Source organism: Dyadobacter sp. (genome assembly GCF_017744695.1).
Lineage (GTDB): Bacteria > Bacteroidota > Bacteroidia > Cytophagales > Spirosomataceae > Dyadobacter.
In genome coordinates this window covers 594,230-620,307 of the sequence record NZ_JAGIAS010000003.1, presented here as the reverse complement: position 1 = coordinate 620,307, position 26,078 = coordinate 594,230, and the positions used below count along the sequence as shown (strand labels likewise).

General features: G+C 49.4%; 26 protein-coding genes. 15 read left to right on the top strand and 11 right to left on the bottom strand.

All coding sequences use genetic code 11. From position 1 onward, the window contains the following. The first annotated feature begins 28 nt into the window (after positions 1–28). On the top strand, positions 29–1,432 hold the full coding sequence (locus J7619_RS14675) for a GH1 family beta-glucosidase (RefSeq protein ID WP_291199540.1): 1,404 nt from the start codon (positions 29–31) through the stop codon (positions 1,430–1,432). A gap of 60 nt (positions 1,433–1,492) precedes the next feature. Continuing rightward, positions 1,493–1,849 (top strand): hypothetical protein, encoded by a 357-nt coding sequence (locus J7619_RS14670; RefSeq protein ID WP_291199536.1) that lies wholly within the window; start codon positions 1,493–1,495, stop codon positions 1,847–1,849. A gap of 3 nt (positions 1,850–1,852) precedes the next feature. Here J7619_RS14670 and J7619_RS14665 read toward each other — a convergent pair whose 3' ends face one another. After that, positions 1,853–2,083, bottom strand: a complete 231-nt coding sequence (locus J7619_RS14665) for a hypothetical protein (RefSeq protein ID WP_291199533.1) — start codon at positions 2,081–2,083, stop codon at positions 1,853–1,855. A gap of 120 nt (positions 2,084–2,203) precedes the next feature. Here J7619_RS14665 and J7619_RS14660 point away from each other — a divergent pair, with 120 nt between their 5' ends. Together J7619_RS14660 and J7619_RS14655 are read left to right on the top strand one after the other, a co-directional pair. Next, positions 2,204–3,247: a hypothetical protein gene (locus tag J7619_RS14660; RefSeq protein WP_291199530.1), complete on the top strand. Its 1,044-nt coding sequence runs from the start codon at positions 2,204–2,206 to the stop codon at positions 3,245–3,247. 118 nt (positions 3,248–3,365) lie between these two features. Next, on the top strand, positions 3,366–4,331 hold the full coding sequence (locus J7619_RS14655; RefSeq protein WP_291199527.1) for a helix-hairpin-helix domain-containing protein: 966 nt from the start codon (positions 3,366–3,368) through the stop codon (positions 4,329–4,331). Positions 4,332–4,362: 31 nt separating this feature from the next. Here J7619_RS14655 and J7619_RS14650 read toward each other — a convergent pair whose 3' ends face one another. After that, entirely contained in the window at positions 4,363–5,133 is a 771-nt protein-coding gene (locus tag J7619_RS14650; protein WP_291199524.1) for a TIGR00730 family Rossman fold protein, read from the bottom strand. A gap of 126 nt (positions 5,134–5,259) precedes the next feature. Between J7619_RS14650 and rpiB the strand changes: the two genes are divergently transcribed. Continuing rightward, positions 5,260–5,691 carry a ribose 5-phosphate isomerase B gene (rpiB, locus tag J7619_RS14645; RefSeq protein WP_015814316.1) on the top strand — a complete coding sequence of 144 codons (432 nt, stop codon included), beginning with the start codon at positions 5,260–5,262 and terminating at the stop codon, positions 5,689–5,691. On the opposite strand, the gene J7619_RS14640 is transcribed toward rpiB, so the two are convergent. Beyond that, on the bottom strand, positions 5,688–7,100 hold the full coding sequence (locus J7619_RS14640; RefSeq protein WP_291199519.1) for a hypothetical protein: 1,413 nt from the start codon (positions 7,098–7,100) through the stop codon (positions 5,688–5,690). The genes rpiB and J7619_RS14640 overlap by 4 nt on opposite strands. Positions 7,101–7,305: 205 nt before the next feature. Here J7619_RS14640 and rbfA point away from each other — a divergent pair, with 205 nt between their 5' ends. From rbfA to J7619_RS14625, 3 genes are all read left to right on the top strand, one after another. Beyond that, positions 7,306–7,689, top strand: coding sequence for a 30S ribosome-binding factor RbfA (gene rbfA / locus J7619_RS14635; protein ID WP_223402948.1), 384 nt, complete (start codon positions 7,306–7,308; stop codon positions 7,687–7,689). Between the two features lie 16 nt (positions 7,690–7,705). Further along, positions 7,706–8,932, top strand: a complete 1,227-nt coding sequence (locus J7619_RS14630; protein WP_291199513.1) for an FtsX-like permease family protein — start codon at positions 7,706–7,708, stop codon at positions 8,930–8,932. Between the two features lie 108 nt (positions 8,933–9,040). Further along, entirely contained in the window at positions 9,041–11,605 is a 2,565-nt protein-coding gene (locus J7619_RS14625; RefSeq protein ID WP_291199510.1) for a M1 family metallopeptidase, read from the top strand. Positions 11,606–12,026: 421 nt separating this feature from the next. Here J7619_RS14625 and J7619_RS14620 read toward each other — a convergent pair whose 3' ends face one another. The 6 genes from J7619_RS14620 to rplU all read right to left on the bottom strand — a co-directional run bounded on the left by J7619_RS14620 (position 12,027) and on the right by rplU (position 17,174). Further along, complete coding sequence (locus J7619_RS14620; RefSeq protein WP_291199507.1) at positions 12,027–13,091, bottom strand: substrate-binding domain-containing protein; 1,065 nt, start codon at positions 13,089–13,091, stop codon at positions 12,027–12,029. 423 nt (positions 13,092–13,514) lie between these two features. Continuing rightward, on the bottom strand, positions 13,515–14,567 hold the full coding sequence (locus J7619_RS14615) for a ferredoxin--NADP reductase (RefSeq protein WP_291199504.1): 1,053 nt from the start codon (positions 14,565–14,567) through the stop codon (positions 13,515–13,517). Between the two features lie 4 nt (positions 14,568–14,571). Then, positions 14,572–15,684 carry a hypothetical protein gene (locus J7619_RS14610; protein WP_291199501.1) on the bottom strand — a complete coding sequence of 371 codons (1,113 nt, stop codon included), beginning with the start codon at positions 15,682–15,684 and terminating at the stop codon, positions 14,572–14,574. A gap of 80 nt (positions 15,685–15,764) precedes the next feature. After that, positions 15,765–16,361 (bottom strand): NifU family protein, encoded by a 597-nt coding sequence (locus J7619_RS14605; RefSeq protein WP_106596132.1) that lies wholly within the window; start codon positions 16,359–16,361, stop codon positions 15,765–15,767. Positions 16,362–16,522: 161 nt separating this feature from the next. Continuing rightward, on the bottom strand, positions 16,523–16,801 hold the full coding sequence (gene rpmA, locus J7619_RS14600; RefSeq protein WP_015814325.1) for a 50S ribosomal protein L27: 279 nt from the start codon (positions 16,799–16,801) through the stop codon (positions 16,523–16,525). 61 nt (positions 16,802–16,862) lie between these two features. Further along, on the bottom strand, positions 16,863–17,174 hold the full coding sequence (gene rplU / locus J7619_RS14595) for a 50S ribosomal protein L21 (protein WP_015814326.1): 312 nt from the start codon (positions 17,172–17,174) through the stop codon (positions 16,863–16,865). Between the two features lie 350 nt (positions 17,175–17,524). On the opposite strand from rplU, the gene J7619_RS14590 reads away from it, so the two are divergent. The 6 genes from J7619_RS14590 to J7619_RS14565 all read left to right on the top strand — a co-directional run bounded on the left by J7619_RS14590 (position 17,525) and on the right by J7619_RS14565 (position 21,720). Continuing rightward, positions 17,525–18,151: a thioredoxin family protein gene (locus tag J7619_RS14590; RefSeq protein WP_291199497.1), complete on the top strand. Its 627-nt coding sequence runs from the start codon at positions 17,525–17,527 to the stop codon at positions 18,149–18,151. 18 nt (positions 18,152–18,169) lie between these two features. Continuing rightward, positions 18,170–19,081, top strand: coding sequence for an SMP-30/gluconolactonase/LRE family protein (locus J7619_RS14585; protein WP_291199494.1), 912 nt, complete (start codon positions 18,170–18,172; stop codon positions 19,079–19,081). Between the two features lie 111 nt (positions 19,082–19,192). Next, a complete protein-coding gene (locus J7619_RS14580) occupies positions 19,193–19,873 on the top strand; it encodes a DUF1361 domain-containing protein (protein ID WP_291199491.1) in 681 nt (226 codons plus the stop codon). Beyond that, the gene (locus J7619_RS14575; protein ID WP_291199488.1) at positions 19,848–20,222 is read left to right on the top strand and encodes a diacylglycerol kinase family protein; all 375 of its coding nucleotides are present in this window, start codon (positions 19,848–19,850) and stop codon (positions 20,220–20,222) included. The genes J7619_RS14580 and J7619_RS14575 overlap by 26 nt, the downstream gene beginning before the upstream one ends. Positions 20,223–20,278: 56 nt before the next feature. Beyond that, entirely contained in the window at positions 20,279–21,391 is a 1,113-nt protein-coding gene (locus J7619_RS32165; protein ID WP_310589806.1) for a hypothetical protein, read from the top strand. 32 nt (positions 21,392–21,423) lie between these two features. After that, positions 21,424–21,720 carry a transcriptional regulator gene (locus tag J7619_RS14565; protein WP_291199485.1) on the top strand — a complete coding sequence of 99 codons (297 nt, stop codon included), beginning with the start codon at positions 21,424–21,426 and terminating at the stop codon, positions 21,718–21,720. Between the two features lie 97 nt (positions 21,721–21,817). Here the strand turns inward: J7619_RS14565 and J7619_RS14560 are convergent, their stop codons facing one another. After that, on the bottom strand, positions 21,818–22,318 hold the full coding sequence (locus tag J7619_RS14560) for a DUF2911 domain-containing protein (protein WP_291199482.1): 501 nt from the start codon (positions 22,316–22,318) through the stop codon (positions 21,818–21,820). Positions 22,319–22,502: 184 nt separating this feature from the next. Between J7619_RS14560 and recG the strand changes: the two genes are divergently transcribed. Further along, entirely contained in the window at positions 22,503–24,623 is a 2,121-nt protein-coding gene (recG, locus tag J7619_RS14555; RefSeq protein WP_291199479.1) for an ATP-dependent DNA helicase RecG, read from the top strand. Here recG and J7619_RS14550 read toward each other — a convergent pair whose 3' ends face one another. Next, complete coding sequence (locus J7619_RS14550) at positions 24,624–25,967, bottom strand: FGGY-family carbohydrate kinase (protein WP_291199476.1); 1,344 nt, start codon at positions 25,965–25,967, stop codon at positions 24,624–24,626. Between the last annotated feature and the right edge of the window lie 111 nt (positions 25,968–26,078).

Here is a 26,078-nt window from a genome sequence, read left to right as displayed (position 1 = left end):
CGTGTCTGAAAGTAACCGGTACACAGACTTGACAACAGTTAGTAATCAACATATAAAACAATCGGGATACAGGCTATCGACGGCGGGCCCATTGTCGCGGGAGGATTTTGGAAGTGATTTCAAATGGGGTGTGGCGACAGCGGCATACCAGATCGAAGGAGCCGTGCACGAGGACGGACGGAGCGATTGTATCTGGGATGTTTTTGCAAGAAAGAAAGGCAAAATCCGGAATGGCGATCACGCACGGCATGCGTGCGATTTCTATCATCGTTACGAGCAGGACCTGGAATTGGTAAAAGAACTGGGTTTTGAGCAGTTCCGGTTTTCCATTTCCTGGTCGCGCGTATTGCCCGACGGGCATGGACGTGTAAATCAGGCCGGAATCGATTATTACAACCGGCTGATCGACCAATGCATTGTGCTGGGCATAGAGCCTTGGATAACGCTGTATCACTGGGATTTGCCGCACGTACTGGAGAAATCGGGTGGCTGGAAGAACAGGCGCATTGTGGAATGGTTCGCAGAATATGCTGCCGTGTGTGCCCGCGCATTTGGCGACCGCGTGCGCCACTGGATCGTGCTGAACGAGCCTATGGCCGTGGCCGGGCTTGGCTACACCACCGGCGAGCACGCCCCGGGAAACAAAGGGATCCATAACTTCCTGCCGGTGGTGCATCACCTGGCGCTCAGTCAGGCGGAGGGGGGGCGGGTACTTCGGCGATTATTGCCCGAGGCGCGTATAGGTAATGCGATTTCCTGCTCTTACGTGGTTCCTAATAGCCAGAGCGCCGCAGATATCCGGGCGGCGCGCCGGGCGGATGCGCTTATGAACCGGCTGTTCATCGAGCCGGCATTGGGGCTGGGTTATCCCAGGGATGCATTTCCTTTTTTGTCCAATATCAAACGCTTCATGCGGGAGGGCGACCGCGAAAGGTTGAAATTCGATTTTGATTTCTGGGGGCTGCAAAACTATTTCAGCGTGGTGGTGCAACATTCGTACCTGGCACCGGTCATGTGGCTGAAAGAAGTGCCTGCGACGCTCAGAAACGTTCCTACGACCGGCCTGGGGTGGGAAATCAGCCCGACGGGGATGTACGAGATATTGAAGCAGTTTCAACGATACCAGGGCGTGCGGGAGCTGATTATTACCGAAAACGGAGCTGCATTTAAAGATAAACCGCAGGACGGGAAGGTGGACGATCAGGGGCGGAAGGCTTATTATACAGACTACCTTGGTGCCGTTCTGAAGGCCAGGCAGGAGGGGGTGAACGTTACCGGTTATTTTGCGTGGACATTGCTGGATAATTTTGAATGGGCGCACGGTTACTCAGCACGTTTTGGTCTGGTATTTGTAGACTTTAAAACGCAGCAACGCACGGTGAAGGAATCGGGGAAATGGTTTGCCGGATTTCTTAAAAAGCCAGAAAAGTAACTTTGCTTCCAACTAATTCGGAAAAGGGTGTGTCTAACCGTCAATTAAACCCCTTTAACCATGAAAGTCCTGATTGTTTTATTCGGTTTGCTGGCCTGGATAGGCTGCCATGACGAAAGTGGCGATATTAACGAACAGGTTTATGAAACAGACGCGACCTGGACGAACATGCTCGCTACCGACGGTTGTTCATGGCACTTCTCGATCGTTTCCAAGGATTCGACCTACTCGGTACTCCCGAGTGAAGCATCCCGCGCCAAAATAGAGAAGGAACTGGGCAAGATCGAAGATTATTACAGTTTTACGCCAGTCCATTTGAAATACAGCCTGACAGGCTCAAAAAATACCGTGCAATGCGGCTGGGGGCGCACTGCCACGTATGATGAAATCAAAGTCATCGAAATCCACAAAAAATAGCCCTTACAAATGGAGGATTTTCTTAGCCTCCTGTTCGGAATAATAAGGTATTAACTCCGCTTCATCAATAATCTCCTGCACCTGCTCTTCTGTGGCAGGTGTAGTTGCTTTAGGCGCCGGCTCAGCGTGGACTTCTTCGAATACAATCGTTCCTTTTCTTTGGAGGTTTTGAAGAATTTCCAATACCAATTCTTCTTCGGAATCACGGACAGCTTTTACGCGGTATGTTTTCATGATGATAACTGATTTTGGACCTGGTCTGCAAAAACTATACCTGAATGTAACTTTTAAAAGCATCGCATGCAACCTGCGGGCGGGGTTTTACATCATTGGTCAAACAAATCACAGAATCCCATGAAAATTAAACAATTACTAACTTTCGTCCTGTCCGCGCTTTGTTTCGTAAGCTCGTATGCGCAAGGCGATGATGACAAACCTTACGTAACAAAGAATTTCAACGGCTCATCCCTGAAAGAACTACAGGTTGAAACTTCCGGAGGCTCCATTTCGGTACTGGGCGGTCAATCCGATGGTTTCAAAGTGGAAATGTACATACGCAGCAATGGCTGGAACGGCAATAAAGAACTGACCAAAGAAGAAATCGAAGACCGGCTGGAAGACTACGATATTCTGATCGGTACCGAAGGCAGCAAAGTGATTGCTACGGCAAAGAGAAAAAATAACCTGCAATGGAATGAGAAACGGAATATTTCCATCGCATTCAAAGTAACGGCTCCACGTAATGTGGCCACGAATCTTAAAACCAGCGGCGGAAGTATCAAAATCGCTTCCCTGACCGGCCCGCAAAATTTCCAGACAAGCGGCGGCAGCCTGAAAATCGACGATCTGGATGGCGTAATCAACGGCCGCACTTCCGGCGGTAGCATCGACGTGGCGCATTGCAGTAAGGAAATTAACCTGCATACCAGTGGCGGCAGCATTAAGGCCAATGAATTGAAAGGGAAAATTGAGCTTAAAACTTCCGGCGGAAGCATTGAACTGAATAAGCTGAATGGAGATATTCTCGCGCATACCAGCGGCGGAAGCATCCGCGGAGAGGGTGTGGACGGTTCGCTCGACGCCGGAACTTCGGGCGGTTCGGTACGGTTGGCCGATGTTTCGGGCAGCGTGCGTGCCAGTACGAGCGCTGGCAGCATTGAGCTGGAACTGAAATCACTCGGCAAGTATGTGGATCTTTCCACCTCCGCAGGCAGCGTGCGCGTAACGATGCCACTGGATAAAGGCGTTGATTTGAACTTAAGAGGTAATAAAGTGGCCATCCCGCTCAAAAACTTTGACGGCTCGGCGGAGAAGGACCGTGTTCAGGGTAAAATGAATGGGGGCGGTATCCCGGTAACATTGTCGGCCAGCGCGGGTAGTGTTTATGTAAATCAATAATTATAGATACAATTAAGGTTCACAAATGGGCAGGCGGCTTACCGTCTGCTCATTTGTGTTTTAAAATCTGTTACCAAAATGCCGGTGCAGCGTCAAAAGGAGAAAACAATCCCGACGTATGTATCAGAAAATTTTAAATGGTTTACAGGATTTTTTCGGAATATCCCGAAAAGAAGCGCGTGGTGCCCTGGTAATGATGCTGGGCTGCGTGATGATCATCTGGACGCCCTTCATGTTCCGGCGCTGGATCTTGCCTTTCGTGCCCACAGGCAGCCCGCCGCCCGAACGAAGGGTGCTGGATAGCATTGCATTGCTTTTAGAAAAACAGCAAAAGACGAAATATAAGCCTCGTAATCGGTCCAGCGCCTCAAATGAGCCGGTTGCATTGAAGCCTGAACAAATAAAACTCGTCAGATTTGACCCCAACACAGCCTCGGAGCGCGAGTTGATGGGCGTTGGTATTTCCGGATTCCTGGCGGGGCGCATTGAAAGGTTCAGAAGTAAGGGCGGGCGCTTCAATCGGAAGGAAGATCTGATGAAGATTTACGATTTCCCGCCGGATCTGTATGGGCGATTGGAGCAGTATATTGTGATCCGGAACCGGAAACCGGGGTTTGAGGAAGCGCAGCAAGGTTCTTCAAAACCTTATTCGGGCGCAACCCGCGGGCATGAGACAAAAAACAGCGTTCAGGTATTCGATATTAACCAATGCGACACAACAGCGCTGATCAGCCTGAAAGGGATCGGTAGCAAGCTCGCAGCGCGCATTGTGAAGTTCCGTGACGGGCTGGGCGGGTTTCATTCCACCGACCAGTTTAATGAAGTTTACGGCCTCGATTCTGTTGCTTTATCCGAGTTAAAGCGCTTCGCGAAGGTGGGTAGCGCGGTTAAAAAGATCCATATCAATACGGCAACCACGGAGGAGCTCGGGCGGCATCCCTATCTGAGAAATCGAAAACAAATACAGGTTTTGATCGATTATCGCACACAGCACGGACCGTTCCGTTCGCTGGAAGAATTGCGGAATGTAAAAGTGCTGGATGATGGGATAATCCAAAAAATAGGGCCGTACCTGTCGTTCTGACGGTACGGCCCTATGTGGAGAATATTTGTTGTCAGAAGTTGGGTTTCAGGAGGTATTTCGAATAGAACGTATCGATCACTTTCACGGCCTCGTCGGGGGTGTCTACCAGACTAATCAGTTTGAGGTCTTCCGGATTGATATTGTGCTCGGTAAGCATCGTTCCCTTGATCCAGTCGATCAGCCCCGACCAGTAGGCGGAGCCGACCAGTACGATCGGGAAACGGCCGATTTTTTTTGTCTGGATTAATGTCATCGCCTCGAAGAGCTCGTCGAGTGTGCCAAAGCCGCCCGGCATGACGATGAAGCCCTGCGAGTATTTGACAAACATTACTTTCCGCACAAAGAAGAAATCGAAGTTAATGCTCTTGTCGTGGTCGATGTACAGGTTGCTATGCTGTTCGAACGGCAGTTTGATATTCAACCCGACCGACTTACCGCCCTGTTGGAATGCCCCTTTGTTACCGGCTTCCATGATACCCGGGCCACCCCCGGTGATCACGCCATAGCCATGGCGTACCAGCTTCGCGGCTATATCTTCCGCGGTTTTATAGTGAGGGTTGTCGGGCAATGTACGGGCGGAACCGAAAATGGAAACGCACGGGCCAATTTTGGCCAGCTTGTCGAATCCTTCCACGAATTCGGCCATTACTTTGAAAACAACCCATGAATCGGCACTCTTGATTTCGTTCCAGTTGCGGTCTTCAAACGCCTCCTTGATCCTTTTCTCGTCTTCCGGAACCGCCGGATTGAGGAGAGAAACATCCACTAATTCTCCATTGGTTGGTTTTACTTCTTCACTCATATTTAGCATTCAATTGAGTTGTTGATCAGTATAATGGTAACTTTGTACCATTAACCCAATAATAAAAAACTTTTCACTCTGTCCGCCTTCGTTAACGAACGGTGGGCTGTAATTAACAAAAAAGTAATGAGAAAAATTGCTATCGGCTCCGATCACGCAGGTTTCCCCTACAAGCAACCGGTTATCGACTGGCTTACCACCAATGGTTTCGAAGTAAAGGATTTCGGGACTTACAGTGCTGATTCGGCGGATTACGCGGATTTCGCGCATCCGGTGGCCAGCGGCGTGGAAAGCAAGGAGTTCGAAAAGGGGGTGCTGCTTTGTGGAAGCGGACAGGGCGTGTGCATCACCGCGAACAAGCACCAGGGTGTGCGTGCTGCGCTCGTATGGGATTTGCCGCTCGCGCCTCTGGCCCGCCAGCATAACGATGCGAATGTGATTTGTTTCCCCGTGCGGTTTATCGAGCTGGAAACTGCTCTGGCCAGCCTGGAAGCATTTTTGAGTACTGAATTCGAAGGAGGTCGTCACCAGACGCGTGTCGACAAGATTTCCTGCTAATAAGCCCGTTGATAAATACCTTTCCAGGGGCTTAGGATATATTGTTTTTTCAATGCCGGAACCCGGTTCAGGAGTTTCGGCATGATATTCACCTTATCGATCACATATTCGGGCGGATCTTTGCGGAAGTTGTCGTAAACGTGAATCACGCTGTCGAAGTTATCGAGGTTCCGCAAGTCGTAGCTTGCCAGTTCCCAGTTGAGGTAGGGGGTGGCCGTGAGGTTATTGATATACTCTCCTGAATTTTGTCCTAAAACCAGAATGCGTTTGTTCTGGATCTGCTCCGGCAGACTGGCAGGCTTGGCCCGCAGGTTTTCCAGCTTACCCATGGCAACGCCCGGCAGTACCCCTCTCAATCCCTGATATTGTATCAAAACAATCATCGCGCCCATGAGCGTGAACTGCAGTTCATCAGCCCAGCTGTTCTTTTTGAAACTCTGGAAGTAATGCGTAGCGAAGAATGCCGCAGGCGGAATGAATATGACGAATTGCATAGGCGCCAGGAACTGCATCAATGGGATCGTAAACACCGCTGCAATAAACCACAGTGCCATAACCTGCTGAATGCGAGTTTGATAGTTCACAAATCTTAGCGTCGTGAAAATCCGCATAAAACCCATGATCCCGAAGCCAAGCGGCAGCAACAGCGACGCCAGCAAGGAAGAAAAGTCGTTGAGGTTATATTGTTTTACCTGGAATACCGAGGTGAGGAGGTTCCGGTTCAGGCTCTCCATCCCGTTGTTCAGGTAGAAAAACAGCACGACCATTAGCAAAGGGAATATCGATCCGAAGAGCCCGAGCAGGTGGTGGCGGAAAGTGGAACCCGTATAGAACAGCAATGCGAGAAACGCCCATACCATAAACAGTGACGCCGGCAAGTAGAACAGCGTAGCGATACCAATGTAAAGCCCCAGCTCGAAAACCTGCGTGGTTACTTCCCTTCTGACAAGCATTTTCACAATCGAACCAAATGCGAAAAGCAGAAAGGTATTGGCCAGCAACATGGGCGACAGCGTACCCATATCGAAAGAAATATTCAGAAACAACGCATACAATGCGCCGGGCAGGAACGTGCGCTCGGGGAAGACGTCGCGGGAGTGGATAACGTAGTTAAAATACAATATCTGCACCAGCGAAACGCCCATGGCCGCTAGCTGGTACACCCATTGAGCCCGTCCAAAGAGGCTATCGATCAGCCAGTAGGTGAGACCCGAGAATGGGCTCACGTTGTCCCAAACATCGCGGTAGAGCATAAACCCCCGGCCCATTTGTTCACCTACGAGCATCCAGCTCAACTCAGGTATCAGCAACGGCGCGCCGCCCAGGAAAAAAGGGAGACGGAGCAGCAGGAAGAATACTACTAAACTGATGGTCTGGTACCGTGCGTTTACGCGAAAAAAACTAAGCAAGCGGCTGGTGGATTAGGTATCTTATGGGAATAAGTTTCACGAAATTACAATGCCGGGTTCTACAAAAACAAAATAAGTATGGATATTTGTACTTATTGAAAGGAGAGAGGGAATGATTTAGGAGATGTTAGTTTACATTAGCCTAACTGGTGAACCAGGATGTGCGGTCAGGACCGGCAAAACCCCTCCGTTTAACATTCAAGACATGGAATCGAAAAGACAACAAAAAGTAGGCAGGCAAATACAGAAAGACCTGGGAGAAATTTTTCAGAAGGATGCGCAGCATTTAACGAGTGGTGCGTTTGTGACCATCACTGCCGTGCGCGTCACACCCGATCTGAGCATCGCGCGGGCGTACCTCAGCTTCCTGCCCGATAAAAACAAAACCATGCTGCTGGAAACGATCCGGGAAAATACCCGTTTCATTCGCCAGAAGCTCGCCGAACGCGTTCGCCACCAATTGAGGATCGTTCCGCACCTGCAATTCTATATCGACGACACTGCCGAATACGCGGCTAAAATGGATCAGTTGTTCGCGGATCTGGTGATCCCGCCTGCACAGCCCGACGAGGAGGAAGATAGCTACTGATTTCAAGTTCGAGCCCATGGACATTTCCTATCGGATTGCCGTTCGCTACTTTTTTTCGCGTAACAAAAGGAGTTTTATCAGTCTGATCGCACGCATTGCCATGGCAGGCGTGGCGGTCGGGACGATGGCTATGGTGGTGGTATTATCCGTGTTCAATGGCATGGAGGACCTTAATCGCAAAATTTTCAAGACGTTCGATTCGGATGTGCGTATCGTACCCGCGGAAGGCAAGCGGTTCAAAATGACGCCGGCGCTCACGAGTGAACTGAAAGCGGTTAAGGGAGTGAAATTGGTCACTAAGGTGATTGAAGATAATGCGTTGGCCCGATACGGAAGCCAGCAAACCATTATCCGGCTGAAAGGTGTCGACAGTACATTCGAACAACAGAAACAACTCGATACCGCGATAGTCGAGGGTTCGGTGAAGCTCGTGGGAAACAATGGCACGCCTTACGCGATCATTGCGGAAGGTATCCGGAATGCACTATCCATCTCTCTGGAAGACATATTTACGCCGCTCGAGCTCCTGTACCCGCGTACGGGTACGAAGACGCTCAACCTGACGTCCCCGGAGGCATTCAATCAACTGGACCTTCGTCCGGGTGGTGTGTTTTCCATCGAGTCACGCTACGACGACTACATCATTGCGCCATTGAAGCAGGTAGAAAGCCTGATGGGCTACAATGGAGAGCTTTCTGCCCTGGAAGTTTACATTGAGCCTGGCTATACCGAGAAGGACGTAAGCGAGGTAATCGCTGCGAAGCTGGGCAAGGCTTTTGTAGTGAAAGACCGGGATTCGCTGAATGCGGACCTGCTCCGGGCGATAAAAATGGAAAAGCTTTTTGTGGCAGTGACCCTTTCGCTGATTATTTTAGTAGCTGCAATCAATATCTTTTTCTCGCTCAGTATGTTAGCGATTGAGAAGAAGAAGGATGTTTCGATGCTTTTTGCCATGGGGGCAACGCAGTCGCTGGTCCGCAGGATCTTTTTGGCCGAAGGCGCTATTGTGGCATTTTCGGGTGCCATTGTGGGGCTTTTGGGCGGCATTGTGATTTGCTGGCTGCAAACGCGGTACGGCTTTGTTTCGATGGGTATGACCACCTCGCTGGTGGATGCTTATCCCGTTAAATTAATTTGGGAAGACATACTCTACACGGGCGTAATTGTCGTTATGATAACTATGGTTGTTTCGTACATCCCGGCCAGAAGGGCCGCAGAGGCGGGCGCGTTGCTGCGGGTGTAGCAATGGCCCGAAGACACCAGAAAATCGTTTATTAACTTATTTACATTGACTTACTTCCTAGCAATCAATCAGAAAGCGGATATGACCGGTGATATTAAAAGGCCTTCTTTGAACCGATTGATCTTTACAGTTTTTGGCATACTTTCTCTTTCATTCAGCGCTCCGGCATCGGCTGGCGTCGATGCTGACACACTCTACCGAAGAAATCCGGGCACGGTAACCAAGCAGGGGCCTTACCGGCCCGAAAGAGCCCGCAAAAGCGATATTTTATACACGAGGCTGGATATACAGCTGGATTGGGTGAAACAGCAGGTGCCGGCATCGGCAATATTGAAGTTCAAACCGCATTTTTATCCGCAGAATACGCTCGAACTGGATGCAAAAGGGTTTGAAATAAAAGGTATTTCAATGCTGGATGCCACTGGCGAATATGGGGACCTGACCGGTGAGGAAATTGCAGGAAAAGTTAAAAAGAAGCTCGAATTTACCTACGACAAGCGCAAGATCATCATTAAACTCGGCCAGGAATACACCCGTAAGGACACGCTTTTTGTAAAAATCGATTACATAGCGAAACCAAACGACGTGCCAAGAGGAAAGGAAGACGACAGCGCTTCCGATAAGGGATTATATTTTATCAATGCCGACGGCCTCGACGAAGGTAAGCCCCGGCAGGTGTGGACGCAAGGGGAGACTGAGGGTAGTTCCTGCTGGTTCCCAACCATCGACGCGCCGAATCAGAAGTTTACCCAGGATATTTACATTACTGTCGACAGTACCTACAAAACCCTTTCAAATGGCTTGCTCGTGGGGCAGGAGGAGGGTAAAAAGGGCCTTCGCACAGATCACTGGAAACAGACACGACCCCACGCCCCTTACCTTGCCATGATCGCAGTAGGCGATTTTGCCGTGGCTAAGGACATGATGCCGAACGGACTCGAACTGAGCTACTATGTGGAACCGAAATACGGGGCCGATGCGCATGCGATCTTCGGCCGGACACCCGAAATGATGGGTTTCTTTACCAATATCTTCGGTGTGGAGTATCCGTGGGAGAAGTACGCGCAGATTGCCGTGCGTGATTTCGTGGCAGGTGCTATGGAGAATACCACCGCGACAGTGCATGAGGAAGGTGTGCAAAATGATGCCCGCTCGCTGGTAGACGGCAATTCTGATGCGGTGATCGCTCATGAACTGGCGCATCACTGGTTCGGCGATTATGTAACTGCTGAAGAATGGGGGCAATTACCCTTGAACGAATCCTTCGCCAACTATGCCGAATATCTTTGGAGCGAATATAACGATGGCCGCTTCGAGGCGGATTGGGGTAATTTGCAGGAAACGAAGGAATATCTGGCAGAATCGGAAAACAAGCAGGTACCGATGATCCGCTACTTTTATAAGGATCGTGAAAATATGTTCGATGCGCACTCCTATGCCAAAGGAGGCCGTATTTTGCATATGCTCCGGTCGTTGGTAGGAGATGACGCATTCTTTGCGGCATTGCAGCTGTATCTCAAATCGCATGCGTTTGGCACAGCTGAAATTGACGAATTGCGTATTTCTTTCGAAAAAGTGACGGGTCAGGACCTGAACTGGTTTTTTGACCAGTGGTTCCACCGCCCCGGACATCCCGTGTTGAAGATCGATCAGCAATTTGTGCCGGCGCAGTCGAAGGTGGTTTTGAAAGTAAAACAAACGCAGGACACGCTGGCTACAACGGTTTACCGGCTGCCGACGAAAGTGGATGTGTGGGTTTCCGGCAAAAAGAGCCGCTACGATGTCGTGGTGGATAAAGTGAACCAGACGCTGGAATTCCCTGCTGCGAAAAAGCCCGACCTGGTGGTATTCGATGCCGATGCGAACCTGCTGGCGGTTGTCGAGCATGACAAGAATAGGCCTGAAATGGAGTTCCAGTATGTGAATTCCGACCGTTTCCTGCATAAGTATGAAGCATTGTCGTCGCTCGAAGGTGCTTTGGCAGATACTACGGCACGTAAAATTCTGGTGAAGGCTATGGATGATCCGTTCTGGAAATTGCGCCAAATGGCGATCAGTAACTTCGCTGAATATGCAGGAGAGGGTTTTGCGGACATTGAAAAAGTGATCCAGAACCGCGCGCAAAAAGATCCGCACCCGCAGGTACGTTCGGAGGCGATCATTACGCTGGCTTCATTCGGCGACAATAACAGTGATCCGATTTTTAAAGCGGCATTGACCGACAGCTCTTACCTCGTAGCATCGGTGGCCATTGAGAAATACCTCATGAGTCAGCCCAACGACGCGGCGGAAGTGGCAGCGCAATTCGAAAATTCACCTAATGACGCAATCATTACGTCGGTAGGTAACTACTATGCCGGCCTCGCCCAGCCCGAGCGCTTCGAGTGGTTCCTTACCAAAATGAACGCAATGAAGCCGACGGAGAAATACAATTTCCTGCAAGTTTTTGGTAAATACCTCATCAAATCGAAGCAGGATATCCAGCGTAGAAGCATTCCAATTCTCGAAGGTCTCGCACGCGACAATTCTTCATATTTCGTACGTTTCGGTGCATTCCAGGCGTTGGGGCTGCTGACTGACATTCAAGGCGTAACCGCGCTACGGAAAGACATTCGCGCGAAGGAAACTGAGCCGAAATTGAAAGAGATGTATAGCCAGTTTGGGGATCTGTAACGTTTATGCGTAATGCAACTTGAAGGAGAAGTTGTCAGGGTTTGTCAGGTGTAGTCAGGTATTGTCAAGTGTAGTCAGGTGGTGGTCAAGTGCCTTTAATTTTTAAATTGATCGGGAGCCAAATGCCGTCAGGCATGGAAAATTGGTAGGAAGCGTAACCCGATGGATTGTGTTAAAAATGCCGTCAGGCATGCAACAACAGCGCATTGTTGTTACATGCCTGACGGCATTTTTCAAAATACATCATTTATTTCGATTGCTACCTAAATTTCATCGCTACACGGTTATGCATTGCATTTTCTTACACCAAACAGTGGGTACAATTCCTGACCACAAATGACTCCTCCTGACCACACTTGACCACACTTGACAATACCTGACTACACCTGACAAACCCTGACCCCACATTACCGTCGTCGCATTACTGCGGATCGAGGTAGTAATCCAGGTTTTCCTTCGTAATAATATCGAGCGGCAGGAATTTGATCGCGGGGATCTCTTTTTTGAAAATCAAATGGTTTGCGAGCTGGTGAATACCCCAGTAACCCTGTCCCAGCGGGTTCTGGTTGATCAGGAAATCGATAATGCCTTTGTTGAGATAGTGCTGGTTACGGCCAATCAGGTCATAGCCGATCAATTTGATATCCTTCAATGCATTCTTTTCGAGATAAGCCGCTACTTCAAATGCTTTTGAATTGGTGACGTATATCGCACTTAGGTCGGGATATTGCTTGCGTAGCTCGTCGAGTTGCTTATCGGGCCCTTCTTCATCCGGGAAGTTGATTTCCTTGCTGATCACCCTGAATGTATCTTCCAGCTGCTCGCTTTTGAAATAATTACGGAAACCTTCTTCTTTCGTAATCAAATGCGCAGAGTTGGAAATGTCCTCATTCACGTGTGCTACGAGCACGGTGCCGGGCGAATGCAGCCCGAAACGCAGGATTTTCGCCGCCAGGGACCCACTCCGGTACGAATCCTGCCCGATGTAGCACAGCGGGTTCACATGTTCGATCTGCGTGTTAAAAAGCACGTAAGGTATGCCCATTTCCGCCCATTCCTTGAAAAATGGCAATGCCTCTTTGTAGAATATCGGCGCGATCAGCAGACCGTCGGGATGCTCGCGGCCCACTTCCTTGGCCTTGGAGATAAAAGAAGTGTCGGAATGCGAATTGAATATGAACTTCGTGATGCGTACCCCGTATTGCCGGAGCTCTTTCTCGGCCTTTTCCAGACCGTTGTGCGGTGCTTCCCAGTAGGAGTCGAGGTTAGGGTCGGGGATAAGGGCCGCCAGGTTGAAAGCCCGCTGCGATTTCAGGGATTGGGCAATCAGGTTTGGCTCGTAATTCAACTCTTTAATGATGGCCAGGATTCGCTCACGTACATCGTCGGCTACTCTGCCGCGATTGTGCAAAACGCGGTCCACCGTGCCTTTGGAGGTTTGTGCCCTTTCCGCTATATCTTTGATTCTGACAATTTTCTTTTTCACACTCGACTTTTAATTCAGGGATTTTTCAGTTCCGTTCAGCAAATCTAACAAGTAATTATGAAGATGGGTGAAATAGTGTATTTCTAGTGAAAGGCAACTATATGGAACAAAAATTTTCAAATTTTATTTATAATAAATTTGAGATTTCTGCTATTGCCCATTAGTTTTATCTCACTAAAAAATACTATTTCTAGCAACCATCGTGCACGAGCACATTGTGTGTTTTTTAATGCGTGCTCGAACACTTTTTTAAATTTTGTTAGGAAAAACCGATTTGGCAAGTAATTTTGTAAATAAGATAAGAAAGAAAATTTTATTCTTTAATATTCCTAACACTTAACCTTTTCAGGAATTCATTCATTGAAATTCCTCTAATCCTAAACCTAATGAAGCGTACGGCCCGGTCTGTACGCTTCTTTGTTTTTATTCCTGCCTGAATTCGATCGCTACGTCGTCGCTGTCGACATACGAGGAACAGGTTAATATCCAGCCTTCTGCGAGGTCGCGATCGGTGAGTACCTCGTTCACGCTCATATGTACCTTACCACTCGTGCATACGGCCGCGCAAGAGGAGCAACGCCCGCCTTTACAGCTGTATGGGAGCTGTATTCCTTCGGCCAATGCGGCATCCAACACGGTGGAATGCGCCGGAACGAGCAGGTCGTATGTCAAGCCGCGGAAATCGAGCATGATGCGATGCGGGTAAGAAACAGGTGGCGGCGGGGGCGGGGATGGTATTACAAAGTTCTCCTTGCGGATCTGCTCGCCCCGGAAGCCCATAAAATGTAGGGTAATGCCCGCGGAACGCATCAGTTCAAACGGCCCGCAGATAAAGAAGCGGGCATCTTCACGGTTGAAACGGATCGATTTACTCACCAGTTGTTCCAGCCGGGTGTTGTTAATGCGGCCCTGAATGCCGGTCCATTCCTCCGTGGGCTGGCTGTGGATGTGGACTACACGCAGTCGTTCGGGAAAGCGTGCCTGCCATTCGATAATGTCGTTCCAGAAAAGCGTGTTGCGTATGTTTCTGCTCGCGTAAATCAGCGTTACCTGGCTTTCGGTATCCTGTGTAAGTGTTTGTTTTAAAAGAGAGAAAAGCGGGGTAATACCACTTCCGGCGCCGATCAGTACAATGTCGCGTGCACCCGTATCTTCGTTTTCCAGTACAAACCTGCCAGAGGGGGCCAATACGCTGAATGTATCCCCCGTTTGCACCGTGTCGATCCAGAAGCGGGAAATTTCGCCATTAGGGACTCTTTTGACGGTTATGGCGGGAAATGCATCCACACCGGGAGCCGAACTCATCGAATAGGAGCGCCGCACTTCGTGGCCGTGTATATCGATGAGAAAGGTGAGAAACTGGCCGGCCTTGTAGTTCAACGTACTGCCGTCGAGCGTTTCAAAAATGAAAGTTTTGGCGTCGTCGGTTTCGCGGATAATTTCGCGGAGCTTTAATGATATGGTATGATCTGCCATTTGCCTATCTGGGATTGGATAATGGTAAAGCGGCATGAGGTCGCTGCTGGTTCCAAAGTGCCTCGTATTCTGCGAGGAGTGCCCAGCAATGAGCCTCGCACGTCCAATGCATGTGCACAAGCGGGTTAACCGACAGCCTGTAAAGCACAGGGTTCTCGTAAGCCGTCAGAAGGCCGGCTATGAAAAAGTAAAAGCCCTTGAAATCTTTTGCTGAAAAATCCTCCACCGGAATGCGTTCCGTAGCGCGGCCAAGCCGCATGAGCGATGTGGCAAGCAGGACGCGATCCATAGGGTTACGGGTGTTTTTCAAAAGGTTTTCGGCATCGTTGGCCAGTTGTGCCCAAACCGGTAATAATGCGGCTGGTTTGAATGCGGCCATCAGTCGCGAAACATGGTAGATGATCAGCGGTGTGCGTGGGTACTGGTGCGCGCAACGGAACGGCGCATCGATGTACCGCCGGGTTTCAATCACCGAACGGATGTATTCAAAACTCGCTTCGTCATGTGCATTCAGGGGTAATTTGTAATGCAAAATGCAGTATAGCATATTGCTTAGCACGCTCATATCGAACTCCACATACATATTCTTGCCAAACCACGTGGAATAGGCTCTTAACTGCTTGTACTCGGGATAGGTATTCCTGATCCAGAGCTTGGTGCCATTCGCGTGGAGTGCCAGTTTTTCCTTTAACCAAAACAACTCCTCTTCCGAAGGAGAGGTGGTCAGATAGGCAAATGCAGTGTCGTCGATGTCGTCGGGAATGCGGAAATGCTCGAAACGGTGAAACCAACGGCCATTCGGGAAGTGGCGTGAAGGTTTGGTTTTCCAGAAATTATAGGTTTTCAGGCCGTCTTTATTCTGGAAATCGGGATAGTTGGCAGTTACCCGGCTGCGGATAGCGTCGATTTGCGCCTGACTTTCGGGACTGCAATATTTTCGAATGGATTGAAGCGTGAATGCCGTGATCGCCGAGAAGAACATCGTCGTATCGGGTCGCCGATAGCCGAGCATGGAGTTGGACCGCTGCGCCGGGAAAATGCCTTTGGGAAACAATGCATTACCGGTCGATTGTAATGCTTCAATGCGGTCGATAAACTTTTCGAGCGGTGGCTTCATGCGCCGAAACTAACAAAACACATCATAAAAAGAAACCCTGCCGGGGTGCGGCAGGGTTTTCAATGTATATGTATGAGGCATTAAACGCCTTCGGCTACTACTTCTTTCACATCAGGCACCATGCGGGTGAGCAAGTTTTCGATACCGGCTTTCAGCGTGAGTGTCGACGACGGGCAGCCGCTGCAAGAACCTTGCAAAAGTACCTTCACCACGCCCGAACCTTCGTCGAACGAATGGAAGTTGATCGCGCCTCCGTCCGATTCAACGGCAGGACGTACATATTGATCCAATGCGGCTTTGATTTTCTGTACCGTATCGGAATCCCTCGCATCGACGATCAGCGTATTGCTATCGATCGTTTTTTGCTCGAATACCGGGTGGTTTTCTTCGAAATAAATCTTGATGAATTGCTTCGTGTCGCGCAGCACCTCTTCCCAGGCAATATCGTCGCCTTTGGTAATGGTAATGAAGTTGCTTGCGATGAACACGCGTTTCACGTGCGGGAACTGGAAGAGGTCGGCCGCGAGGGGTGACGACTTGCCCTCTTCCAACGCAGCTTCCAGTGAAGGGTAATCAAACGAAAGGCCGTCGGGTACCAGCTCGAAATTCAGGACGAACTTCATCGAGTTGGGGTTGGGGCTCAATTCGGTATATACAAAAATAGGTCGTGACAACATTGGGATGGTCGATAATGATAGGGTAAAACAACTTTCCGGTTTAGAGAACACCGAATGCGGCCTTTTGGTTTGACCGCGGGCGCATTAGCCAATAAAAAACCCGTCAAACTGTTGCCTGACGGGTTCTTTTAACTTCTTTGGAAGTACTGACGGTGCGTGGCTTACGCTTCCGCAGCAGCTTCAACCGCGATCGGTTCGATGTGAACGTAAGATCTGTTTTCACGGGTCTTGCGGAACACTACGTTACCATCAACCAATGCGAACAATGTGTGGTCGCGGCCGATGCCTACGTTCTTACCTGGGTTGTGCTTGGTTCCACGCTGACGAACCAGGATGTTACCTGCTTTTGCCAACTGGCCACCGAATAATTTTACACCAAGACGTTTACTTTCCGATTCACGTCCGTTTTTCGAGCTACCTACACCTTTCTTATGTGCCATGATATCTTATACTTAAATTGTAGTTTCCTGTTTTGAACTGTTTCAGGCTTCCGCCAAATGCTTAGGCAACGATTTCGTCGATGCTGATTTTGGTCAGATACTGACGGTGACCGTTTTTCACACGGTATCCTTTGCGGCGTTTCTTTTTGAAAACGATCACTTTCTCACCTTTCAGGTGTTCGAGAACGGTTGCTTTTACAGAAGCACCCGCTACTGTCGGAAGACCTACCTGTACTGTGCCTCCGTTATCAACGAGAAGGACTTTGTCAAATACAAGTGCAGCGTTCACGTCACCTTCAAGCCTATGCGTGAAGATTTCGCGACCCTTTTCAACTTTAAATTGCTGACCTGCGATTTCTACGATTGCGTACATGTTAATAATTATATTAAACTGGATTCAAAATTTGAGGTGCAAAGATAGAAAGAGAGTGACAGAATTACAATGTATTAAGCGGAATATTCCCGTTTTTTTAATATCTCGCAGGACCCCGTCCCGATATTCAGGGTAAGGCGCCCCTGGGTTGTCATCATTGAGGACTTACCCGCGTTTGAATTATAAATGGCCGATGTGATTAAAAATGCGCAAAAAGTTACCTTTATATGGTTCGGGTAAACTCCCGCGTTTAGACATGGAGCGTAAACGGTTGCCTTAACAAAATTTAACAGGTCGCGCTTTTACTTTTACCTATTATTGAGGTCATAGAGACAGTAGATTTAGAAAACATGAAGATAAAAGTTAGTCGGTGGGTTTTAATGGTCCTCTTTCTTGTATCACTCGGGCGCCTCGCTCATGCGCAAGGCCAGGGTGGATACCAGGTGGGCGATGCTGTATCGAACTTCCGTTTGAAAAATACCGACGGAAGTATGGTGTCGCTTTCGGATTTTACCAATTCGAAAGGGATAATCGTGGTCTTTACAAGCAACCACTGTCCGTTCGCGAAGGCTTATGAGGACCGCATTATTGCCCTCAATAACAAGTTCGCGGGGCAGGGTTACCCCGTTATCGCGATCAACCCGAGCGACCCCGGAACGCATCAGGACGATACTTTCGAAAAAATGAAGGAGCGTGCTACGGCCAAGCATTATGGTTATCCTTATCTTGTCGATGATATGCAGCAGGTTGCCCGTAAGTTCGGAGCCGGCCGTACGCCACAGGCTTTTGTGTTACAGAAAAATGGCGCGCAGTTTGCGGTGCGGTACATGGGGATGATCGACGACAACCCGCAGGACGCCGCCGGTGTGACGAAACTGTACGTGGACGAGGCCGTAACCAACCTGGTGGGCGGCAAACCTGTGGTAACGACCATCACCAAACCGGTTGGCTGCGCCATCAAGTGGAAAAATCAGTGATTTTGAAGATATTACCCCATGACCAGAATTTTAGCAATCCTCCTCACCGTCGCGCTATTGTCTTCGGGAATCAGTCTCGCTCAGACAAAAAGTAAGAAATTTTCCAACGAAGGAGAGTTTACCGCCAACTGCGAAGGACCTGCGGTGGACGAAGACGGCAATGTTTATGCCGTGAACTTCGCCCGGGATGGTACGATCGCACAGCTCAGTAAAAAGGGGAATGCGAGCTTTTTCGTGACTCTTCCAAAAGGGAGTACGGGCAACGGGATCCGTTTTGTGAATAAAAACACTTTTTACGTGGCCGATTTCACCGGGCACAACATTCTGAAAGTGGATATGATCACCAAGGATGTTTCTGTTTTCGCGAACGAGCCGAAGATGAACCAGCCGAATGATCTCGCCGTGACCGCTTCCGGGCACGTCTTCGCTTCCGACCCGAACTGGAAAGAGGGGACGGGGCAAATCTGGCATATCACACCCGAAGGAAAAGTAAATCTGGCCTTTGGCAACATGGGGACTACCAATGGTATCGACGTAAGCCCCGACGAGAAGAAACTGTACGTCAACGAAAGCGTCCAGCGTAACGTATGGGTGTTCGATCTGGCGACGGATGGTACATTATCCAATAAAAAACTGCTCCACCATTTCGAAGATGGCGGGATGGATGGCATGCGCTGCGATGTGCACGGCAACCTGTACATCACCCGTCACGGTAAAGGCGAAGTGGCTGTATTGTCTCCCGAAGGAAAAGTAATCCATACCATTCACACCATCGGGAAGAAGGTGTCGAACATCTGCTTTGGGGGCAAGAATGGGAAAACCTGCTACATTACCTTGCAGGACCGCGGCTGCCTGGAAACATTTAAAGCCAAAACTGCGGGCCGTGAGTGGGCAATGATGAAAGCTTTCGTAGCCAACAACAAAAAGTAACCGTTTAATCAAAGTAACCGTTTCTGGATTTAATCCGGCCTGCGCGCTTGGAGTTTTAGTCTGTTTTATATTAACTTTGTGTTTCAAAGTACTTTAAAAAAAACTTAAACAATGCTGAGAAACCTGGTCAACTATCTGGAGGGCAATTTGAAAGTGGCACTCCTTGCATTTGTTTCTGCCGCTGCAATGGCGTTATTATCTGTCAGGATTGCCCTGCAAAACTGGGATTTCGTTTTCCTGGCCTGGAACCTGTTTCTGGCGTGGATACCGTTGCTTTTCATTAAATGGGTTTGGGAAATGGAAAAGCGAAAACCGGCACCGTTCGGGATTCTGATGATCTATCTGGCAGTTTGGCTGCTGTTTTTCCCGAATGCGCCTTATATCATCACCGATTTGAAACACCTCCGCTTCGTGCCTGAAAATATGCTTTGGTACGATGCGTTGATGATTTTTACATTCTCGCTGGCAGGTTTTATGACTGGCCTTTACAGCATCCGTATCGTCCACCGCATTATCGCTCACCGCTGGAACGAGCGTCTGGCTTGGTTCGCGATCCTGAATTCGATGATATTGAGCGGTTTCGGGATCTTTCTGGGCCGCTATGGCCGCTGGAACAGTTGGGACATCGTCACGCAGCCAGGTGCGCTCGCGAAGGGCATTTACCATAGTCTGAGGGACCCGCTGGCGATCAAACACACCATTACGTTTTCGTTCGTGCTCATGTTGTTGTACTTTGCGTTCCATATTTTTGCCGAACTGAAACAACATGAACGGACCCATCGATATTCTTAAAGCCGTCCGAAGCTTCCGTTACGCAGGTGCCGGGATTTACAGCCTGTTCCGTTACGAAAATAATGCACGCATTCACCTGATCGCCTGCATTGTGGTGGCCATAGCAGGCGTATTTTTCCATATATCGGCCTCCGAATGGTGCATTATAGTGATCCAGATCGCGCTGGTGTGGGCAGGGGAGGCATTTAATACTGCTATCGAGAAACTGGCCGATCTCGTATCGGCCGACTATCATCCGGTCATTAAAGTAGTGAAGGACACCGCTGCCGCCGGCGTGTTGCTGCTGGCGATTTCAGCTGTCATTGTGGGAGGAATTGTTTTTATACCCAAAATCCTGCTGCTGTTTTAATGGCCCACCTGACTATTTCTGACAATTATTGACTGTTACTACCTTTTGACGCGCTTATGAACCCGAATCAGGATTCTTTGCATACTTTGAACGAGATCCGCAGCCTGATGGAGCGCTCGTCCAAATTTCTTTCGCTCAGCGGTTTAAGCGGGGTTTTCGCCGGTATCTTCGCGCTGATCGGCGCTGGCGCGGCGTATGTTCGCTTTAAAACCGACTGGCTCAGCGATATTCTGGCCCCACTGGGGACGTATCACGGGCATTCGCGCCAGGATGTCATCCAATTTTTGTTTGTCGACGGCATTTGCGTGCTTGTTTCGTCGCTGGCGGTGGGAATCATTCTCACGGTGCGAAGAGGACGGAAAAAGGGCCTTACGGTTTGGAACGGGAGTTCCAAGCGGTTGCTGATCGCCATGCTGATCCCGCTAGCGACAGGCGGGATATTCTGTTTGGCCATGCTCAACTACGGTTTCATTTGGCTGGTTTTTCCCGTAACGCTGCTGTTTTACGGGCTGGCGCTCGTCAATGCGAGCCGGTTTACTTACCCGGAGGTATTTTATATGGGTGTTTCAGAAATCGGTATTGGCTGTGTCGCGTTGTTCCTGACCGGTTATTCGCTGATATTCTGGGGAATAGGCTTCGGCGTTTTGCACATCGTTTATGGCCTCACGATGTATAACCGGTACGAGCGGGAGAAGTTGCCAGGCGGAAAATCACCTCTTGCAGTGGTGCTGTTGATACTGGCCACGGGCTCGGTTTGTTCTGCGCAAATACGGATATCATCGGACAGTACTGCTTCCAAAGCGAGAAAATGGTACGATAAGGAGACCATTTATTTGAGAAATGGGAATAGTTTTGTCAAAAACAATGTCGTTTATGCCGGACAAAAGGCATTGCGCAATGAATTTATGGTTTCGCCGGAAGGCCTCGGACTGTATCTGAAATCCAGGAGAACGCGCGGCATAGGCCTGGCCATTTCGCTGGCCGGATCAGCTGGCTCGATTATATCGTTGCTTTCGGGTAACCGCGATAATTTGAAAACTTTTTTCTGGGTGTCGGTCGGAACGGGCCTGGTAGGCTCCGGATTTACTATGGCCGCCAACAATCAACGCGATCAGGCGGTTTGGATCCGTAACCGGGATGCCATGCTGTTTCTGGAAGCCAATCAATAATAACTCGACGTCCGCGTCACAGGGAACCTGTAATGGAGTGGTTAGAAAAGTTTAATAAGGTATTTGAAAGTAAGATCAGGCTTGGGCTTATGTCCGTGCTCGTGGTCAACGATTCCCTGAGTTTTAATGAATTGAAAGAATTGTTGCAGCTCACCGACGGCAACCTCGCCTCGCATTTAAAGGCGTTGGAAGAAATCAAATACATCGAATTCCAGAAACAATTCAACGGCCGCAAGCCGCTTACTACCTACAAAGCAACCGAGGATGGGCATAAAGCATTTACGGAGCATTTGCAGGTGCTGGAAAATATGATCAGGCAGAATTTGTGAAAAGGAGGAAGGAGGAAGGGGAGGAAGGAGAAAAGGAAAAATGAAACGGGGTGCTACTTTTGGTAACACCCCGTTTTATTTATAGGCTAGCCTGATTTTAGAATTTCACAGGCACTGAAAACCCAACTTTATCCCATTGGAAATCCAGTGAGTTGTCTTTTACTGTGAAAGTCAGTTTTTCTTCCGACGTAGGGTAGTTCTTGTTAGGAACGGTGATATGCGCTACGTCTTTGGCTTTGTGCTCTTCGTATTTGTAAGCACCCCACTGGCCGAGCTGGCTGTTCAGGATGAGCGTCCATTCTTTTTCGTTCGGAGTTGCGAACAGGGTGTAAGTGCCTGCTTTAATAGCCTTTCCGCCGAATGTGGCGTCTTTTTTGAAGGTGATCGTGGTAGCGCTGTCAGCACCGATACGCCATGGCTTGCCGTATGGTTCGAGGCTGCCGCTTCCGGCTTTTCCAAATAATACACGGCCTTTTTTAGATGGCTGGCCGTACCTTACGCTTAAATTCTTACCATTGGCGGTTACGTGCGGACTTTGCGCGGATGCCCAGGTGAATGCGATCAGGGTGAGGAAAAGCGATAACAAAGTGGTTTTCATAAGTCGTGTAGATTTTGGTAAATGATTGATGGTTCAAGAAATACGAAGCAGCAAGTAAGGCATTCGATCGTTGTGAATCAAGCGGCTTGTAGCCAAAACCTGCGGATTAGCTACTCCGTTAACAGAGATTAACAATTGCGACCTGCAAACGGTGTTTTTTGTGATTTCGGTTTATATTTGAATAATGACTTCTGAAACAAACCCATCTGTTAGAACCCGTTTTTTCGACACCAAGATCGAATTCCTGAAAGGCGTAGGGCCGCAAAAGGCCGCATTGCTGAACCAGGAACTGAATATCTTTACCTTCGGCGACCTGATTCAGCATTATCCTTTCCGCCATGAGGATCGTAGTGTTTTTCACCGGCTCAGCGAACTGGCCGAAAATATGCCCGCGGCGCAGGTGAAAGGGCGTTTGAAAGATTTCTCTCTCATTGGTGAGGGTAACAAAAAAAGGCTCGTCGGGCAATTTCAGGACGGAACCGGTTATCTGGAACTCGTTTGGTTTCAAAGTATTGCGTGGTATGAAAAGTGGCTGCGGCGGGGCGGGGAGTACATTATTTATGGAACACCGGTGCTCTACGGTGGCAAATGGAGCATTACCCATCCCGAAATAGAGGTCCTGACACCCGAAAATTCCGCGGCAGGCTATTGGCAGCCCATTTACCCGCTCACTGAAAAACTGCGCAAGAAGTTTCTCGATAGTAAGGCGCTCAGCAAAATGATGCGTAGCCTGCTCGAAATCGCGCATACGCATATACGTGAGACATTACCGGCGCCGCTCGTTGAAAAGTACAGGCTCGTTTCCAAGGCACAAGCCCTCTGGCATTTCCATTTGCCGCAGGACGCCCGCACGCTGCACCAGGCGCAGCGACGGCTGAAATTCGAGGAGCTGTTTTATAACCAGTTCCGGTTAATCAAGAATAAGCTGCTGCATAAGACGGAGTATCCGGGATTGATTTTTGATAAAACAGTGCTGGTGAAGGAGTTTTATGAGCAGCATTTGCCTTTCAAGCTCACGGGCGCGCAGATACGTGTGTTGCACGAGATCCACGAAGACCTCAAAACGGGCAAGCAAATGAATCGCCTCCTGCAAGGCGATGTAGGTTCGGGAAAAACGATTGTTGCGTTCATTACCATGCTTTTTGCATTGGATAATGACGCGCAGGCGTGCCTCATGGCGCCCACGGAAATCCTCACCGACCAGCATTATCAGGGCCTCAAAAAGTTTGCCGACCTGCTCGGTGTCAACATTGCGAAACTCACGGGCTCGACAAAGAAGAAGGAGCGGGACATTATTCACCGCGAGTTGCTGAACGGTACGTTGCATATCATTGTAGGTACGCATGCATTGATCGAAGACGCGGTGCAGTTCAAAAACCTGGGCCTTTGCATTATCGATGAGCAGCATCGCTTCGGTGTTGCCCAGCGAGCCAAACTTTGGGCCAAAAACAAGCATATCAATCCGCATATGCTCGTGATGACAGCCACGCCCATCCCGCGTACGCTGGCGATGACATTATACGGCGACCTCGATATTTCGGCCATTAATGAGCTCCCCGCCGGTCGGAAACCCATTAAAACAGTTCACAGGTTCGATAAGCATCGCTTGTCAGTTTTCGGATTTTTGAAGGAAGAAATTGCCAAGGGGCGGCAAGTATACATGGTATATCCGCTCATCGAAGAATCCGAGAAAATGGATTTGAAGGACCTGATGGATGGTTACGAAAGCGTGGCAAGGGCCTTTCCCGGCGTGCCGCTGAGCATTGTGCACGGCAAGATGCGTTCGCAGGACAAGGACTTTGAAATGTCGCGGTTCGTGCGCGGCGAGACGAAAATCATGGTCGCTACGACGGTGATAGAGGTCGGTGTGAACGTCCCGAATGCCTCGGTAATGGTGATCGAGAATGCGGAAAGATTTGGACTGTCGCAACTGCACCAGTTGCGCGGCAGGGTAGGGCGGGGAGCGGAGCAGTCGTATTGTATTTTAATGACGGATTACAAGCTCAGCAAGGATACCAAGCTGCGTATCGATACGATGTGTAATACCAATGACGGTTTTGAAATAGCGGAAGTGGATCTGCAATTGCGCGGCCCGGGGGATATTTCGGGGACCCAGCAAAGCGGCCTCGTAGATTTACTGGTAGCGAATCTGGCGCAGGACGGGGAAATATTGAAGGCTGCGCGCGCGTCGGCAGAAGAAATCCTGACTGCCGATCCCGATCTGCTCCAGCCGGTTCACCATCCCATACGCAATCATCTCGAAAATTTGCGCAAGGAAGAAACCAACTGGAGCCGGATCAGCTGATCAAGGTTTTATTTCACGGATTTCGTTGGCAAATTCGTACGTCTGCGGGCGTGTCACGTGCAATGCGGCACCCAGCGATGTCGCATACGGCAGATCCGATACGTAAACTTTGTGGTTCGGATAACGCCGCGCAAGCAGTCGTGTGAATATTTCGTTGCGGGCAAAGCCACCGTCCACGTAAATCGCATGCACGTCGTTGATATTCACCAGATCGAGTGATACGTAAAGCAATTCACAAAGTCCCTTTATCAAATGATGGTATGCGGCCTCTGCCGAAGCAAATGCGCTGATCTGCCACTCCTGGGTATTTGGTTCGGGGAACGGCCCGTTACCGGTCATGCAGGCCGAGTAGAATTTCGGAGTGTCCTGGTTTAGGATAGCTTCGTCAAATACTACTTTTTTGTAAAAATCAGGTGCTACTTTGAAATACTCCACAATGCGCGCTACCTGGTAATCGTGCTCACGGCCCATAAAGAGGCGTGATGCGGTAACGCCGCTGCCTTCCGGCGTGAGGTAGTTCATGCAGTCGCGTTCGAGCTGGTAGGATGTCAGCGGTTTCGACGCGAAAGAATTGAAATTGATACACCAGGTACCGGTCGAAAGCAGCACGAATGGCTTTTTGACGGCCATGCGGTAAGGGATCAACGCCGACGAGCTGTCATGCAACCCGAAGCCCGATTGAATGCCCTTGTCGCCATGGCGGTAAATGAACGACGACGAAGCGAGTACCGGCGCAAGTTTCTTATGAATACCTTCCTGCTTCACCCACTCGTGGTAGTCCCACATTTCGAAGCTCCACAATGCGGTATGGCAACCCAGAGAGGTGTAATCGCTCACTTTCCGGCCTGTCAACAGGTAAAGGATATATTGGGGTAAATGCAAAGTCGTAGCGATCTGGCTGTAAATCTCTGGTTTGGTATGTTTGAGCCAGTACAGCTGCATCCCCGAATTGAGCATACCCATTGCTGGCGAACCAGTTTGAAGGGAAATGCGCGTTGGATCGCCATAGGTGCTGTAAAATTGCTTTAATAGGTCTTCCGGGAATGGTTTGAGGTAAGAGTACAGCGGCGTAAGCGGACGGTTGGCAGCGTCGAGGTGCACCAGGCTGGCGCCATAGCCGGCCACATTCACCGCCTTGATATCAAATTCCGGATTAGCCAGTAATTCGGCCCAGCGGTCCTGCACCCATTTGGTCAACAATTCACAATCTTCGGTAGGGAAGCCGTCTTCGTCAACTGTTTCTGGGAGGGATTCTGAAAACTCATGAACGATATCATACTTTTCGTTGAAAAGTATATACTTCTTATTGGTCCTGCCAATATCAAAAACCGCTGTTACTTTCATTACTGGAATATCACTTTTTTACCCGGAAATGTATTTTTTCGGTCAATATAGTGACTTTACGTTAAAACCAATACCCTTATCTGTTCTTTTAAAATCTTTGTAAAAAACCGT

Bases quoted from the DNA above. Each gene is read 5' to 3' on its own strand.
- J7619_RS14670 (WP_291199536.1), top strand. From the start codon at position 1,493: ATGAAAGTCCTGATTGTTTTATTCGGTTTGCTGGCCTGGATAGGCTGC.
- J7619_RS14665 (WP_291199533.1), bottom strand. From the start codon at position 2,083: ATGAAAACATACCGCGTAAAAGCTGTCCGTGATTCCGAAGAAGAATTG.
- J7619_RS14660 (WP_291199530.1), top strand. From the start codon at position 2,204: ATGAAAATTAAACAATTACTAACTTTCGTCCTGTCCGCGCTTTGTTTC.
- J7619_RS14655 (WP_291199527.1), top strand. From the start codon at position 3,366: ATGTATCAGAAAATTTTAAATGGTTTACAGGATTTTTTCGGAATATCC.
- J7619_RS14650 (WP_291199524.1), bottom strand. From the start codon at position 5,133: ATGAGTGAAGAAGTAAAACCAACCAATGGAGAATTAGTGGATGTTTCT.
- rpiB (WP_015814316.1), top strand. From the start codon at position 5,260: ATGAGAAAAATTGCTATCGGCTCCGATCACGCAGGTTTCCCCTACAAG.
- rbfA (WP_223402948.1), top strand. From the start codon at position 7,306: ATGGAATCGAAAAGACAACAAAAAGTAGGCAGGCAAATACAGAAAGAC.
- J7619_RS14630 (WP_291199513.1), top strand. From the start codon at position 7,706: ATGGACATTTCCTATCGGATTGCCGTTCGCTACTTTTTTTCGCGTAAC.
- J7619_RS14615 (WP_291199504.1), bottom strand. From the start codon at position 14,567: ATGGCAGATCATACCATATCATTAAAGCTCCGCGAAATTATCCGCGAA.
- J7619_RS14610 (WP_291199501.1), bottom strand. From the start codon at position 15,684: ATGAAGCCACCGCTCGAAAAGTTTATCGACCGCATTGAAGCATTACAA.
- J7619_RS14605 (WP_106596132.1), bottom strand. From the start codon at position 16,361: ATGTTGTCACGACCTATTTTTGTATATACCGAATTGAGCCCCAACCCC.
- rpmA (WP_015814325.1), bottom strand. From the start codon at position 16,801: ATGGCACATAAGAAAGGTGTAGGTAGCTCGAAAAACGGACGTGAATCG.
- rplU (WP_015814326.1), bottom strand. From the start codon at position 17,174: ATGTACGCAATCGTAGAAATCGCAGGTCAGCAATTTAAAGTTGAAAAG.
- J7619_RS14590 (WP_291199497.1), top strand. From the start codon at position 17,525: ATGAAGATAAAAGTTAGTCGGTGGGTTTTAATGGTCCTCTTTCTTGTA.
- J7619_RS14585 (WP_291199494.1), top strand. From the start codon at position 18,170: ATGACCAGAATTTTAGCAATCCTCCTCACCGTCGCGCTATTGTCTTCG.
- J7619_RS14580 (WP_291199491.1), top strand. From the start codon at position 19,193: ATGCTGAGAAACCTGGTCAACTATCTGGAGGGCAATTTGAAAGTGGCA.
- J7619_RS14575 (WP_291199488.1), top strand. From the start codon at position 19,848: ATGAACGGACCCATCGATATTCTTAAAGCCGTCCGAAGCTTCCGTTAC.
- J7619_RS32165 (WP_310589806.1), top strand. From the start codon at position 20,279: ATGAACCCGAATCAGGATTCTTTGCATACTTTGAACGAGATCCGCAGC.
- J7619_RS14565 (WP_291199485.1), top strand. From the start codon at position 21,424: ATGGAGTGGTTAGAAAAGTTTAATAAGGTATTTGAAAGTAAGATCAGG.
- J7619_RS14560 (WP_291199482.1), bottom strand. From the start codon at position 22,318: ATGAAAACCACTTTGTTATCGCTTTTCCTCACCCTGATCGCATTCACC.
- recG (WP_291199479.1), top strand. From the start codon at position 22,503: ATGACTTCTGAAACAAACCCATCTGTTAGAACCCGTTTTTTCGACACC.
- J7619_RS14550 (WP_291199476.1), bottom strand. From the start codon at position 25,967: ATGAAAGTAACAGCGGTTTTTGATATTGGCAGGACCAATAAGAAGTAT.